Here is a 13927-nt window from a genome sequence, read left to right as displayed (position 1 = left end):
GCCGGGTAAGGCGAACGCCGCTACCCGGCACTACGGATAGCGAATTACGCTTTCGCTTTCGCCACGGTCACCATCGCTGCGCGAATGGTACGGCCGTTCAGGGTGTAACCTTTCTGCATTACGCCCAGCACTTTACCGGCTTCAATCTCTTCAGATTCAACCATCGCAATCGCCTGGTGAACGTTTGGATCCAGCGGAACGTCGGTATCGGCAATCACTTCCACGCCAAATTTACGCACCACGTCGAGCATGGATTTCAGCGTCAGTTCGATACCTTCGATCATTGCGGCGTTGTCCGGATTCGCTTTGTCAGCCACTTCCAGCGCACGATCGAGGCTATCGATCACCGGCAGCAGTTCGTTGACGAATTTCTCCAGCGCAAATTTATGCGCCTTCTCAACGTCCTGCTCGGTACGGCGACGCAGGTTTTCCATTTCCGCCTTGATGCGCAGAATACCATCGCGTTCGCGATTCTGTGCTTCTACCAGCTGGGCTTCCAGATTCGCAATTTTTTCATCGCGCGGGTCCACCTGCTCAGCAGATGTGTCTGGCTCTACAGCCTCAACTTCATCGTGCTGTTCCGTGATAATTTCTTCAGGGGCTTGCCCCTCAGGCGTTTTCTGTTCTTTACTACTCATGAATTTCTCCGCGTTTTTCTGCATTCATCTCGCTAACTTCGCTTATTATGGGGATCAGTTTCCGGGATTCAAGGGAACAAGACAGATTGTCATCATTCATCAGGCACAAGGACCTCCAGAAAATGAATAATCATTTCAGGTGTATTGGGATCGTCGGGCATCCGCGTCACCCTACCGCACTAACGACACATGAAATGTTGTATCGCTGGTTGTGTAGCAAAGGCTATGAAGTGATGGTCGAGCAGCAGATTGCTCAGGAGCTGCAGCTGAAGAGCGTCAAAACCGGCACGCTGGCGGAAATTGGCCAACAGGCCGATCTCGCCGTGGTGGTGGGCGGCGACGGCAACATGCTAGGCGCGGCACGCACGCTGGCGCGTTATGACATCAAGGTCATAGGCATCAACCGTGGCAATCTCGGTTTTTTAACCGATCTCGACCCGGACAATGCCCAGCAGCAGCTGGCCGACGTGCTGGAAGGCCACTATATCAGTGAAAAACGCTTTTTACTGGAGGCGCAGGTGTGCCAGCAGGACTGTCAGAAGCGCATCAGCACCGCGATTAACGAGGTGGTTCTTCACCCCGGAAAAGTGGCGCACATGATCGAGTTCGAAGTCTATATCGACGAAATCTTTGCCTTCTCCCAGCGTTCTGACGGGCTGATTATCTCGACACCGACCGGCTCAACCGCCTACTCGCTGTCTGCCGGCGGCCCGATCCTGACGCCCTCACTGGATGCCATTACCCTGGTGCCGATGTTCCCGCACACGCTTTCCGCCCGCCCGCTGGTCATCAACGGCGACAGCACGATCCGTCTGCGCTTCTCGCACCGCCGAAACGACCTGGAGATCAGCTGCGACAGCCAGATAGCGCTGCCGATCCAGGAAGGTGAAGATGTCCTCATTCGCCGGTGTGATTACCACCTGAATCTGATTCATCCGAAAGATTACAGCTATTTCAATACATTAAGTTCGAAGCTTGGCTGGTCAAAAAAATTGTTCTGATTTTGCATCCAGGACTTTACTGTATATAAAACCAGTTTATACTGTATGAAAACACAGTCATGGTTTTTCATACAGGAAAACAATTATGCTGGCACAACTGACCATCAGCAACTTTGCCATTGTTCGTGAGCTTGAGATCGATTTCCACAGCGGCATGACGGCGATCACCGGGGAAACCGGTGCAGGTAAATCCATTGCCATTGATGCCCTCGGCTTGTGCCTTGGCGGCCGCGCAGAGGGCGATATGGTGCGCATGGGCGCCAACCGTGCCGACCTGTGCGCCCGTTTCTCCCTGAAAGACACCCCTGCCGCCCAGCGCTGGCTGGAGCAGAACCAGCTTGAAGATGGACGTGAGTGTTTACTTCGCCGCGTCATCAGCAGCGACGGTCGTTCACGTGGCTTTATCAACGGCACGGCGGTTCCGCTTTCCCAGCTTCGTGAACTCGGCCAGCTGCTTATCCAGATCCACGGTCAGCATGCGCACCAGCAACTCGTCAAACCCGAACAGCAGAAAGCGCTGCTGGATGGCTATGCGGGTGAGTACGCGCTTACTCAGCTTATGGCGGAACACTATCGCCAGTGGCATCAAAGCTGCCGCGAGCTCGCGCAACACCAGCAGCAAAGCCAGGAACGCGCCGCCCGTGCGGAGCTGCTGGAATACCAGCTCAAAGAGCTGAACGAATTTAACCCGCAGGCGGGTGAGTTTGAGCAAATCGACGAAGAGTACAAGCGCCTGGCGAACAGCGGGCATCTGCTCTCAACCAGTCAGAATGCGCTCAACCTGCTGGCGGATGGCGAAGACGTGAACCTGCAGAGCCAGCTGTATAACGTCCGTCAGCTGCTTACCGAACTGGTCGGCATGGACAGCAAACTTTCTGGCGTCCTGGACATGCTGGAAGAGGCGGCCATTCAGATCTCTGAAGCCGGTGACGAACTGCGCCACTACTGTGAGCGTCTGGATCTCGACCCGAACCGTCTGTTTGAGCTGGAGCAGCGCATTTCCCGTCAGATTTCACTGGCGCGCAAGCACCACGTCACGCCGGAAGAGCTGCCGGGCTACTATCAGTCTCTGCTGGAAGAGCAGCAGCAGCTTGACGATCAGGCTGACTCGCTGGAAACCCTCTCTCTGGCGGTGAGCCTGCACCATGAACAGGCGCTGGCGACGGCGCAAAAGCTGCATGAAATTCGTCAGCACTATGCTCAGGAGTTAAGCCAGCACATTACCGACAGCATGCACACGCTGGCGATGCCGCACGGCGTCTTCACCATTGACGTTCGCTTTGAAGAGAATCACCTGACGGCGGAAGGTGCGGATCGCATCGAATTCCGCGTCACCACCAACCCGGGGCAGCCGCTGCAGGCGATTTCCAAAGTGGCCTCCGGCGGTGAACTGTCACGTATTGCGCTGGCGATTCAGGTGATCACCGCGCGTAAAATGGAGACCCCGGCGCTGATTTTCGATGAAGTGGATGTCGGCATCAGCGGCCCGACGGCGGCGGTGGTGGGTAAACTGCTGCGCCAGCTCGGTGAATCCACGCAGGTGATGTGTGTCACCCACCTGCCGCAGGTCGCGGGCTGCGGTCATCATCACTTTATCGTCAGCAAAGAAACCGACGGCGAAATGACCGAAACGCACATGAGGCCGCTGGATAAACGTGCGCGTCTGCAGGAGCTGGCACGCCTGCTCGGCGGCAGCGAAGTCACGCGTAACACGCTCGCGAACGCGAAAGAACTGCTGGCGGCATAAACTTTTTCGGGATCTCAGGGTCATACAGAACAACAAAAACGCCGCCAGACCGGTTTCAAAGTGGGGCAAGGTCTATTATCATCGGCATATTACATATGAGCCGCGTTCTGCTCGGGCCCGAAAAGGAATCAAATCACTATGCGTTGTAAAATGCTGACCGCTGCCGCAGCGGTTCTTCTGATGTTGACCGCAGGCTGTTCCACTCTGGAGAAAGTGGTTTACCGTCCTGACATCAACCAGGGGAACTACCTTACCCCTAACGATGTGTCCAAAATCCGCGTGGGGATGACACAACAGCAGGTCGCTTATGCACTGGGAACCCCGATGATGTCCGATCCGTTCGGCACTAACACCTGGTTCTATGTATTCCGTCAGAAGCCAGGCCATGAAGATGCGACCCAGCAGACCCTGACGCTGACCTTCAGCAGCGCCGGTGTGTTGACCAACATCGACAACAAGCCTGCCCTGACCAAATAATCCGGTGTCAGAAAAGCAAAAAGGTGCTCATTGAGCACCTTTTTTGTATCTGAGTTCTTACGAAGAATCGTAGCCCCGGTAAGCGCAGCGCCACCGGGGAAGAAAGCGCTACTTACTGGCCTTCTCCGCGCGCTGACGACGCAGCTCTTTCGGGTCGGCAATCAGCGGACGATAAATCTCCACCCGGTCGCCCTCTTTCAGCACATCGCCGAGCTTCACCGGACGGCTGTAAATCCCGACCTTGTTCTTCGCCAGGTCGATATCGCTGCGAAGCTCAAGTATGCCGGAAGCACGGATGGCCGCCTCAACGGTCGCCCCCTCTTCCAGCGTCACGCGCTGCAGATACTGCTTCTCCGGCAGCGCGTACACCACTTCTACAGCAATCTTATGCGACACTGTAAACCTCTTTGGCGCGGGTGGTGAACGCCTGAACCATATTGGAAGCCAGCTCTTTAAAGATGCGGCCAAACGCCAGCTCAATCAGCTTATTGGTAAACTCGAAGTCCAGATGGAACTCAATGCGGCAGGCGTCAGCGCTCAGCGGCGTAAACTTCCAGCCTCCCATCAGGGTCTTGAAGGGACCATCCACCAGATGCATCAAAATACTCTGATTGCTGGTCAGCGTATTGCGGGTGGTGAACGTCTTGCTGATCCCCGCTTTGGAGACATCCACCGCCGCGGTCATCTGCGTCGGGCCGGACTCCAGAACGCGGCTCCCGGTGCATCCCGGAATAAATTCTGGATAAGACTGAACATCGTTCACTAACTGATACATTTGTTCCGCGCTGTAAGGCACAAGCGCAGTACGGCTAATCTGAGGCATAGCATTTCCCATGGTCACACAACGGACAAATAATAACATTTATCACCTGTTAAAAAAACGCTAAGCCTCATCTCGTGCTAAGATAGCGCGTTAGACCTCACAGGACGCAATGAGGTGACTTTTTGAAATCAGATTACCGACGGCTTTACGACACTTATGACGAAGAAAAAAGCACATAAACCAGGCTCGGCGACCATTGCGCTCAACAAGCGTGCTCGCCACGAGTATTTCATTGAAGAAGAATTCGAGGCTGGCCTTGCGTTGCAGGGCTGGGAAGTAAAATCGCTGCGCGCCGGGAAAGCCAACATCGGCGATAGCTACGTGATTCTGAAAGATGGCGAAGCCTTCCTGTTCGGCGCGAACTTTACGCCGCTGACCGTCGCCTCTTCACACTACGTGTGTGACCCAACGCGCACGCGCAAATTGCTGCTGAACAAGCGTGAGCTGGAATCCCTCTACGGACGAATCAACCGTGAAGGTTTCACCGTGGTCGCCCTGTCGCTGTACTGGAAAAACGCCTGGTGCAAAGTGAAAGTTGGCGTCGCGAAGGGTAAAAAACAGCACGACAAACGTACTGACCTGAAAGAGCGCGAATGGCAGCTGGACAAAGCGCGCATTATGAAAAACGCAGGACGTTGATTCTGCACACTTATTGTACTATTCAATAAGTTAGCGTTCCGGGCTGGTATCCAGGAAGTGAAATCTGGTATACTCAGTTCAACACTATTGGGGCTGATTCTGGATTCGACGGGATTTGCGAAACCCAAGGTGCATGCCGAGGGGCGGTTTGCCTCGTTAAAAGCCGCAAAAAAATAGTCGCAAACGACGAAAACTACGCTTTAGCAGCTTAATAACCTGCTCTGAGCCCTCTCTCCCTAGCTTCCGCTCTTAAGACGGGGATCAAAGAGAGGTCAAACCCAAAAGAGATCGCGTGGAAGCCCTGCCTGGGGTTGAAGCGTTAAAACTAATCAGGCTAGTTCGTTAGTGGCGTGTCTGTCCGCAGCTGGCGTGCGAATGTAAAGACAAACTAAGCATGTAGTACCGAGGATGTAGAAATTTCGGACGCGGGTTCAACTCCCGCCAGCTCCACCAAAATTCTCCATCGGTGATCACCAGAGTCGACTGATGAAGTCCTGAAAGCCCGCACGGCGCAAGCCCTGCGGGCTTTTTTGTACCCTCAACATGTCCCGCGAAGTCCGTAAAATTTCCCGGCGACACAGAAACATCACGCCATTAAACATTATTTCTCTCATGCTCAATGAGCCATTCTTTGCGTGAAATCCCCCCTCCATAACCTGTCATCGTGCCATCTTTTCCAATTATCCTGTGACAGGGGATCACAATCGCAATCCGGTTGGCACCGTTAGCGGCAGCGACGGCGCGCACAGCATTGGGCTTATTAAGCCGTAGTGAAATGGCCTGATAGTGTGAGGTCTGTCCATAGGGAACCGCACGCAACGCATGCCAGACGGATTGTTGAAAATCACTGCCCGGAGCATCTAAAGCGAGATCAAACTGTCGGCGCGTTCCGGCAAAATACTCGCCGATCTCTTTTACTGTCTGCCGGGTATGGCTGTTTTCGCCGGTGACGATTCTGGCGTTAAATAAACGCTGGATATCGCGGAATTCTGTTTCCAACATCCGGCGATCGGTAAACTCCAGCAGACAGACTCCCCGGTCAGTCGCGCAGACAAACATCGGTCCAAGCGTCGTGGTAAACCGGTGAATGACTATCACCTGGGTTGCCTGAGTCGGCGCTGCGCCAGTAAGCCGCTTATAGGTATAACCAAAGCCGCTCAGCGATTCATAGCCATTGTCCAGCGCAACGTCAGTCGCCGTTCGTCCACTTTTCAGCTCCTGCAGGGCAACGTTCACCCGCTGCATTCGCTGGAAAGCCTGAAAAGTGATGCCGTGATGTTGCAGGAACCAGCGTCTTACCCGCTCCGGGCTGATGCCATGCTGACGAAGCTCCGCGTCTGCTACACGGGATTTAATATCGCGCCTGACAAGCGCAAGCGCCTGCTCAACGAATAATGGCGCGCTGTGCGCATTTTCAGCGGGCCTGCAGACCTTACAGGGACGAAAGCCAGCCGCCAGGGCAGATTTGGCATCTTTATAAAATTCGACATTTTCGCGTTTGGGCTTTCGCGCCCGGCATACCGAAATGCAGAATACGCCAGTGGTTTTGACGCCAACAAAAAACACGCCAGTGTAGTCTGAAGCACGTTCAAGTAATGCCTGATACCAGATATCACACAGATTTTTATCGGTTATTTTCATCACCAAAAAGTCCTTCAAACGTCTGACGAGATCGGATCGCATGCATGACATCAGTCAGCGTTGACTGCATCGCTGAATGAACAAAATTGCCCATTGAAATGCGGCTTACCCCTGCCCGTTTCAGCCTGTCAAATGACGGAAGATCGGGCATACACATGACATTCAAAGGCAACCCCGTTGCCTCTGCAATGAGGCTGATGTCTTTCTCTGACGTCAGGCAGGGAACAAAAAGGCCGTCAGCACCTGCAGCTTTGTAGCGTTGACCCCGTAATATCGTCTCCTGCAACGCGTCTTCATGCCCGAGCAGGTAAGTGTCAGTCCGGATGTTCAGAAAAAGGCTGTAATTTTCGCTTCTCAGCGTATCGCATACTGTTCTCAGGTTACGGGAAAAATCAGAGGCATCGTCAAGCTGACGAACCCCGTTTATGACTCGGCTGTCTTCGAGGTTAACGCCTGCGACGCCTGTCTGAGCAAGGCGCCGCAGATTGTCTTCTATCTCTTCGGCTGAATCACCATACCCTGCTTCCATGTCAACGCTCAATGGCAGGCTGCTGGCAGCCCGGATCCGGGTGACCATATAAAATAACTCATCAAACGGCACTCCCTGCCCGTCGTCATATCCCAGTGTGGACGCTATAGCTGCACTGGACGTTCCCAGAACCTGGTAGCCTGCTTTGTGCGCTGCGACAGCACTGGCGGCATCCCAGACGTTGGCGATAAGAAGAGGCTCATGCTGATAGTGGCGTTCTGCAAAGTTCATATTCATATCCTCTCGATTGATTGAAAATGAATCTAAGCACTCAGGAAGAACCTCACAACCGAAATTCAGACGACCATTTTTTAGCAAACGTCGTCTGAACATGAGGGACGAAACAGACCAAACCTTTTAAGGTCAGGTTCTGCCTTCGAGCATGGCAAGAACCGCCCAACGGGCCGCATCGTCTGCGATATTTTCCGGCAGCGCATCAGCCCGCAGCGTGACATAAGCATCAACAGCCGTTCTGATGGCCATGCTGACGGAATCACGTTCGTGCGTTGCCAGCGTGGAAGTCAGCAGGTCATCAGGATCGATGCTGAGGAATTCGATGCGGCGAACCCCACGTTGCGGTAGATTTGCTCGACGGTACAGCATAGGTCCCAGCACTTGCTCCCGGAAGAATGCCAGCATGCCTATCGCTTCAAAGAGTTCTCCCCTTCCCAGTTTCACCACCGCGTAATGAAGCCAGATCCAGGCTCGGGACTCAAACCACTCCGGCGTCACATCAGGCCAGTGAGCGCTAAATTTTGCCAGTTGGCGCTCCAGAGCGGTGTTATCACGGGTAAATAACACCACGGGCTCCTCAACGCGCTGAGTGAGCATTTCCAGGGTGACAAATTTCAGATCGACATGAAGGAGTTCGGGACCATACAGGCAGATAAGCAGACGAGGCTCTCCCACATGTTCCCCGGTGAAAGCATGGAGCAGGTGACCCAGTGTTCCGGCGAACACAATACGCTGTGCCATGATTTCGTCATAGTAGAGAGGCTCTACCACAACGACAAAATCAAGATCGGAATATTTATCAAACCCGCCATGAACAAGCGAGCCGCCGGCGAGAAGGGAGTGAATCCGCGAATCAGCCTGAAATTTAAGCTTAAGTTGCTCTGCAAAACTTCTGTGTAAATCGGGTAACGTACTAAGCATACTTTTTCCTGTTCACAAAAAAGACAAAGCATTACAGGGTATCGCGCAGTGAACAGGCAGGCCAGATATTTTTTGCAGGTACAATAATGTCCTAAGAGGGTTCTCCCGATGCGTTATATTGCCCTGTAAATTCGGAGAAATTTCTGACCATCGTCGATTACTCGGATATCTGACTAACATAGTCGTACCAGTAAAGGCAACAAAGCAGTCCTTATGAGATTATGATACGGCCCTCTGCGTAGCCCTTGCTCTGCAAGAACATATGCAAACGAGTAAACATTGTTATATGCTTTTGGCCGGTGCTGGTATAACGCGTTCATGAGGATATATATGGACATTTCACTGCTTACAGGACAACAGACAAACGCATGGTCAGCGACCATGATTAATCTGGAAGCACGTAAACTCATTAATACTGCAAATAGGGTAGCTGCTGACCATCTCAAAGATGGGCTCACCAGAATTCAGTTTATGGAAGACATTAAGTCTTTTATCACTGAGCAATTTTCTCTTGCCCGCAGAGCGAAATCCGACGAAGAAGGGATTTCTTATATAAAAAATCTCAGGGCAGAGAACGAAAATCTTCTTGAACAAGATCGCCTGCTCAGAACGAAAGCAGCGCAGCTTTATGCAAGGGTTGAGTTCATTAAGGAAAACAATAAAGTTGTTGGCTATGTCATTTCCGCTGTACAGGTAGTTTTTGCTGGGTTACAAGCCGCAGGTGGATTACTCCTTGCGAGCTCGATGACGCCTGTCGGTGTGTTGTTAGGTGCCACACTGGTGATTGATGCGGCTAATACCGTATCCAGAGAAGTGAATAATCAATTGCTGAACAAACCTGATTCGCAGGGATTTGTCGCTGACACAGCAATGTCGGTTGCAGAGTTTATGGGATTTCGCGATGAGACTGGTCTGGCTGCGTATAAAACGGTAAGCCTTGCTGCAAATGCATACAGCGTATTCGGCTTACTTCGCAAACCGGGTTCCTGGCGTCTTTTTTATTTTATGCGCTCAGATTTTTACAGAAAAATGGACTCTATGAGTCGGCCAAAACTCACCATGAAAATCATCGGATATGGCATAAACGCAAAAATTGTTTTTGACTTGCTGTCTATTGATAATAATCCTGCTTAAAACGCCAGGCTTTATACGTTAATTTGAGGGGAGTCATCCAACAGAAGATACCAAAGATAAACATTACAGCAATGCCTGATGAGATGATATTTTCTCGGGAAGCAAAGCATACCGCCAGGATGAACAGAACCGTAAGTACGACGGAAAGAATGATTGTCCCTTTAAACCGATTTGAAAGCGCAGGAAGCAAAATATCCAGCGTCGAATGCTGAGTATCCACATAACGTTTAAGCTTTTGCAGCTCTTCTTTTGTGAAACCCGACCTAAGCAACGCTTCTTCTGTTATCGCCATGACATTCCTCTCCTTCTAATCAGAGCCAGTATACCGTGATCTTTGCAAAAAAGAACCGACCAACGGGCCAGTAGTTGATATTGTTAACCCCCTGACATTGACAAATATCAACACCCTCTCTCTCCCTCCTGTGCAAAATTACCCACACCACCCAGCGCTACGGAATAGCCGCTCAACCCGGAAGGAACTCCGCCATGTACAGACCTATAACCGTCATAATATTCATTCTCCTGACGCTCGCCGCCCTCGCGGAAATAGGCTTTTTATCCTTTGGATAATCCTCAGGCGAAATCCCCCTCATCAGGGCACATTGATCTCATTACAGTTTTTTCCTAAAGCCATCCCGTTTCGCCTGTGCCATGCTGAATCACGCTCATAACCGATAACGTTAAATGAGGATATTATGAAAAAAACAATTATCGCATTATCTGCCGTTCTGCTGGCTTCCCCAGTATTTGCTGCGACCACACATGCAACTGACGATACCGTCGCGGCGGCGAACGCAAACGCCAACGAGGCGAAGCAAAAACTGCACGAAGAGCAGAACAAAGGTGAAGAGCTGAAGCTGCAACAGAAGCATGCTGCGGAAGGCAAGAGCGAGAGCCTGGGCAGCAAGGTCAGCGAAGATTCCCAGAAAGCCTGGCATAAAACCAAAGAAGGCACCGAGAAAGGGTGGGATGCCACCAAAGAAGGCGCTGAGAAAGGCTGGAACAAAACCAAAGAAGGTGCCAGCGAGCTGGAAAAGAAAGTCACTGAGTAATCCCTTCGAAAGGCCGCATACGCGGCCTTTTTTATTCCCTCCCACCCTGCTTCCTGAAGGCTAAACTTGTTTCAGGAGGGCACCGTCATGAGCCACAAAGAAATCGCACCAGAAACCCAGGGCGTTACCGTTGAACTGCTTTCCATCATCGATCTGGGCCCGGAGATCGCAGGCATGGACGGTCGACAGCTTCGCATGCGCAGGGTGACGCTCGCCCCCGGCGCGGTCTTTGGTCCGGTGCACGATCATATCGATCGCCCCGGTACCGTTTTTATCCTTGAGGGGAGCATCACCGATCATCGTAACGGTATCGCCACCGATTACGGTCCCGGCGTCGGGTGGCCGGAAGACCATAATACGGTCCACTGGCTGGAAAATCGGGGCCCGATCGCCGCCGTCGAAATCTCGGTGGATATCGTTAAAACACCCTGACGCACAAAAGTCGAATAGATCCCGGGGGTGACGCGTTTACTCCCTGCCCCCTTAAAAGAGATCCTGAGATGCTGCGACGCCTGGTGATAGTGCTGATTTTGTTTTGTCCGTGGGCAATAGCTGCCCCAAAAAGCTACCTTATCGATACCGATAACACCGCCATTCGGCTATCGTGGCATGCCTTCGGCGGCATCCTCTCCTGGGCGACGTTCAGCGGCGTGACGGGCGCCGTAACCCTCAACCCGGAAAACGACGTTGACGACCACATCCACGTCACCATTCCCGTAGCAACTCTGGTGGCCTCAAACACGCTGCTCACCTGGCAATTAAAAAGCGACATGTTTTTTGATGCGGAGCACTACCCGACCATCGAGTTCATCAGCTCTCGCGTGGTCGCCCTGGGCGCCGGACGGTTCAGGGTGTTCGGCACGCTGACCGTACGAAACATTGCCCGGCCGGTGATCCTGGAGGCCGTGGTGAAAGACCCGCACGCGCAGGCCCCCACGCTGGACGCCACCACGGCGATCTCGCGCGCGTCCTATGGGATGGATAAGTTTGCCCTGGTTGTGGACGATCGTATTGCCATCGCCATTGCGATTCAGACGAACAAGGTGCCGTCATCCTGAGGTCACGCGCTGTAGCTGCTCCGCGTGTTCCCGCAGATAGGATGGCGGGTTGCGGCCAATCAGGACAAACTGGTAGCCCGCCTCCAGCCACCACGCCAGGTTCATGCTGTGCCGCTGTTCTTCACGAAGCGAGGCCGTCGCCTTCTCATCAACGGGCGAAATACAGAGGGCCATCGGGCCGTAATCGGCGTTGATCCAGGCAATCTGCGCGATAGACGTCGTTTCATAGCGCAGCATGCGCACCATTTTAAGCTCTGCTCCCTGCAGGGTAAGCTGCGACAGGTTTAGCGTCATGCCGATGTCCTGCGCGGCCCGTTCCAGCCCGCGCTGCAGAACCGGCGTTGCGCTGTCCATATCCAGCAGCGTCTCGACGCTGTACAGGGACATATATTGCGCTTCGAGGTCGCGGATATGGGCGTTCTCATCCTCTGGGGCAGCAGCAGGCCGCAGCAGGTAGCCCAGCCCGGAGCCGACCAGCAAGAAACTGACCGAGGCGGCGATCAGCGCCCGTCGGCTGACGCCAGTCGGCGTGGCGGACTGCGGGTCGGGAAGTGCCGCAAGACGCGCCTGCATCGTCTCAAGAGGCGCGTCATCCAGCAGGGGAGCAAACGCCCCGGCGTAATCCTGGCTGCTTTTCATCAGTTCGTTGGTTCGCCCGGCGAGGCGTTCGTCACGCTTTAACTGTTCTTCAAAATGCTGCGCGTCGGCGCGGCACATTTCGCCATCTATCCATGCCACGATAGAGTCGTCGTTATAGGGCGGTGTAAAACGGTGCGCGTTCAAGAGCGTTTCTCCTTTACCGGAGGGAGTGCGTCAGCGGATCTGGCAAGCTGAGCCCGTGCCGTCGCCAGCCGGCTCATCACGGTACCGATCGGCACCGCCAGGGTCTCCGCCGCCTCCTGGTAGGTAAAGCCTTCAACATAAACCAAAAATACCGCGTTGCGCTGGGCTTCAGGCAGCGCGTTAACGCGCTGCATTACCTTCAGGTAATGCAGGCGCGTCTCATTCTGTTCGTGGGTGTCCGGCGCCGGCAGCTCGTCGCTGGGAACAAATCCCTGCCCCTGTCGAACGTGTCGTGCCCGAAGCTCAGAGATCCAGATGGAGTGCAGGATCGCGAACAGCCACCTGTCGATGCGCGTGCCAGGCGTATACTGGCTGCTTCTTTCAAGCGCACGCACGCAAGTGGACTGAACCAGCTCTTCGGCGATATCCCTGTTTCGCGACAGCACCAGCCCATAGCGCCAGAGACGCGGCAGGAGTGCGGCGAGCTGTTGACGAACCTCACGGGTTGCGATGGTTTTTCCCTCCACGAGATAATCAGGATTCCGGATGTCCATTGATGGCGGCCTGCAGGTCACGGTACTCCTCGCAGGACTGGCCACAGATACCGGCAATCACCTTCAGCTGTTCTTTCGCGAGGTCCGGGCGTCCTTTCACCATCCATGCTTCACCGAGATACTCCCGGGCTTTGGCATAATCCGGCGCGATAGCCAGCGCACGCTGGTAGTAACCAATCCCTTCGTCCGTGCGGCCCAGTTTGCGCGTGGCGAACCCGCGATAGTTCCACGCTTCAGCCGTATTGCCATTTTTCAGCGAATCAAGCAGATTCAGCGCCGCCTGGTACTCCCCTTTCTTCGCAAGATGGTACGCGTAGTTGGTTTTGTCCTGGTCGCTGAGGCTGCTGCTCTTGTCCGGCACGCATTTCTGCGTGGCGCTGTCATACACCTGTCCGGCAGGACAGTCAGGCGTATTGCTCTCGGTACTATTATTGCCCATGGCCAGCGCCAGTGGAGACAGCAGGGAAAAAATCAGCACCGGAATCAAACGAAACGAGGTCTTGTTCATACAAAACTCCAGGGTAAGTAGGGAGTGACGTCAGTAAACGTCCGGCTGGCGATTTTTATTCATTCTCCTCGTGATTTTTTTCTGTCGCAAAATCATGCTGACGTCGTAGCCCCAATGAGAATGAATCAGGTTATTTTACCCTTGCCTTAACGTTATTATTTTCGTGTGATAGCAGAATTTTAACCCGG

The 13927-nt window shown here is 53.5% G+C and carries 18 protein-coding genes and 1 other RNA gene; 9 read left to right on the top strand and 10 right to left on the bottom strand.

The features are described 5' to 3' along the window. Positions 1-44: 44 nt before the first annotated feature. Entirely contained in the window at positions 45-638 is a 594-nt protein-coding gene (grpE, locus tag CWR52_RS17790; protein WP_152034558.1) for a nucleotide exchange factor GrpE, read from the bottom strand. A 122-nt stretch (positions 639-760) separates the two neighbouring features. Here grpE and nadK point away from each other — a divergent pair, with 122 nt between their 5' ends. The 3 genes from nadK to bamE all read left to right on the top strand — a co-directional run bounded on the left by nadK (position 761) and on the right by bamE (position 3863). Beyond that, positions 761-1639 (top strand): NAD(+) kinase, encoded by an 879-nt coding sequence (nadK, locus tag CWR52_RS17785; RefSeq protein WP_008502500.1) that lies wholly within the window; start codon positions 761-763, stop codon positions 1637-1639. Positions 1640-1724: 85 nt separating this feature from the next. Beyond that, complete coding sequence (gene recN / locus CWR52_RS17780) at positions 1725-3386, top strand: DNA repair protein RecN (protein WP_104950299.1); 1662 nt, start codon at positions 1725-1727, stop codon at positions 3384-3386. 138 nt (positions 3387-3524) lie between these two features. Further along, the gene (gene bamE, locus CWR52_RS17770) at positions 3525-3863 is read left to right on the top strand and encodes an outer membrane protein assembly factor BamE (RefSeq protein ID WP_008502502.1); all 339 of its coding nucleotides are present in this window, start codon (positions 3525-3527) and stop codon (positions 3861-3863) included. Between the two features lie 108 nt (positions 3864-3971). Here bamE and CWR52_RS17765 read toward each other — a convergent pair whose 3' ends face one another. After that, entirely contained in the window at positions 3972-4259 is a 288-nt protein-coding gene (locus CWR52_RS17765; RefSeq protein ID WP_008502503.1) for an RnfH family protein, read from the bottom strand. Beyond that, the gene (locus CWR52_RS17760) at positions 4249-4686 is read right to left on the bottom strand and encodes a type II toxin-antitoxin system RatA family toxin (protein WP_014832955.1); all 438 of its coding nucleotides are present in this window, start codon (positions 4684-4686) and stop codon (positions 4249-4251) included. Before CWR52_RS17760 ends, CWR52_RS17765 begins: the two co-directional genes overlap by 11 nt. 156 nt (positions 4687-4842) lie before the next feature. On the opposite strand from CWR52_RS17760, the gene smpB reads away from it, so the two are divergent. Both smpB and ssrA read left to right on the top strand, forming a co-directional pair. Then, complete coding sequence (smpB, locus tag CWR52_RS17755) at positions 4843-5325, top strand: SsrA-binding protein SmpB (protein ID WP_008502505.1); 483 nt, start codon at positions 4843-4845, stop codon at positions 5323-5325. An 89-nt stretch (positions 5326-5414) separates the two neighbouring features. After that, positions 5415-5778: a transfer-messenger RNA gene (gene ssrA, locus CWR52_RS17750) on the top strand. Between the two features lie 141 nt (positions 5779-5919). Here the strand turns inward: ssrA and CWR52_RS17745 are convergent. The 3 genes from CWR52_RS17745 to CWR52_RS17735 form a co-directional block, all read right to left on the bottom strand. Continuing rightward, positions 5920-6966 (bottom strand): bifunctional transcriptional activator/DNA repair enzyme AdaA, encoded by a 1047-nt coding sequence (locus CWR52_RS17745; protein WP_104950298.1) that lies wholly within the window; start codon positions 6964-6966, stop codon positions 5920-5922. Next, complete coding sequence (locus tag CWR52_RS17740) at positions 6950-7726, bottom strand: isocitrate lyase/PEP mutase family protein (protein ID WP_104950297.1); 777 nt, start codon at positions 7724-7726, stop codon at positions 6950-6952. The genes CWR52_RS17745 and CWR52_RS17740 overlap by 17 nt, the downstream gene beginning before the upstream one ends. Positions 7727-7858: 132 nt before the next feature. Beyond that, the gene (locus tag CWR52_RS17735) at positions 7859-8650 is read right to left on the bottom strand and encodes a hypothetical protein (protein WP_104950296.1); all 792 of its coding nucleotides are present in this window, start codon (positions 8648-8650) and stop codon (positions 7859-7861) included. 330 nt (positions 8651-8980) lie between these two features. Here CWR52_RS17735 and CWR52_RS17730 point away from each other — a divergent pair, with 330 nt between their 5' ends. Continuing rightward, a complete protein-coding gene (locus tag CWR52_RS17730) occupies positions 8981-9784 on the top strand; it encodes a DUF4225 domain-containing protein (RefSeq protein WP_104950295.1) in 804 nt (267 codons plus the stop codon). Here the strand turns inward: CWR52_RS17730 and CWR52_RS17725 are convergent. Continuing rightward, positions 9762-10076 carry a hypothetical protein gene (locus CWR52_RS17725; RefSeq protein WP_104950294.1) on the bottom strand — a complete coding sequence of 105 codons (315 nt, stop codon included), beginning with the start codon at positions 10074-10076 and terminating at the stop codon, positions 9762-9764. The genes CWR52_RS17730 and CWR52_RS17725 overlap by 23 nt on opposite strands. A gap of 403 nt (positions 10077-10479) precedes the next feature. Between CWR52_RS17725 and CWR52_RS17720 the strand changes: the two genes are divergently transcribed. The 3 genes from CWR52_RS17720 (at position 10480) to CWR52_RS17710 (ending at position 11894) form a co-directional block, all read left to right on the top strand. Beyond that, positions 10480-10836 (top strand): hypothetical protein, encoded by a 357-nt coding sequence (locus CWR52_RS17720; protein ID WP_104950293.1) that lies wholly within the window; start codon positions 10480-10482, stop codon positions 10834-10836. 87 nt (positions 10837-10923) lie between these two features. Continuing rightward, positions 10924-11268: a cupin gene (locus CWR52_RS17715; RefSeq protein ID WP_104950292.1), complete on the top strand. Its 345-nt coding sequence runs from the start codon at positions 10924-10926 to the stop codon at positions 11266-11268. A gap of 68 nt (positions 11269-11336) precedes the next feature. After that, positions 11337-11894 (top strand): YceI family protein, encoded by a 558-nt coding sequence (locus CWR52_RS17710; RefSeq protein ID WP_104950291.1) that lies wholly within the window; start codon positions 11337-11339, stop codon positions 11892-11894. On the opposite strand, the gene CWR52_RS17705 is transcribed toward CWR52_RS17710, so the two are convergent. Genes CWR52_RS17705 through CWR52_RS17695 form a run of 3 tightly spaced genes read right to left on the bottom strand, consistent with a single transcriptional unit; the run spans position 11886 to position 13739 of the window. Beyond that, on the bottom strand, positions 11886-12677 hold the full coding sequence (locus CWR52_RS17705; RefSeq protein WP_104950290.1) for an anti-sigma factor family protein: 792 nt from the start codon (positions 12675-12677) through the stop codon (positions 11886-11888). The two genes, CWR52_RS17710 and CWR52_RS17705, sit on opposite strands and share 9 nt — an antisense overlap. Next, on the bottom strand, positions 12674-13231 hold the full coding sequence (locus CWR52_RS17700) for a sigma-70 family RNA polymerase sigma factor (protein WP_104950289.1): 558 nt from the start codon (positions 13229-13231) through the stop codon (positions 12674-12676). Before CWR52_RS17700 ends, CWR52_RS17705 begins: the two co-directional genes overlap by 4 nt. Then, positions 13212-13739, bottom strand: a complete 528-nt coding sequence (locus CWR52_RS17695; protein WP_104950288.1) for a tetratricopeptide repeat protein — start codon at positions 13737-13739, stop codon at positions 13212-13214. Before CWR52_RS17695 ends, CWR52_RS17700 begins: the two co-directional genes overlap by 20 nt. Positions 13740-13927 lie beyond the last annotated feature (188 nt).

The organism is Enterobacter sp. SGAir0187 (assembly GCF_002952735.2).
GTDB lineage: Bacteria > Pseudomonadota > Gammaproteobacteria > Enterobacterales > Enterobacteriaceae > Enterobacter > Enterobacter quasiroggenkampii.
The sequence above is the reverse complement of the archived record's forward strand: the minus strand, read 5'-3'. Positions and strand labels throughout refer to the sequence as shown.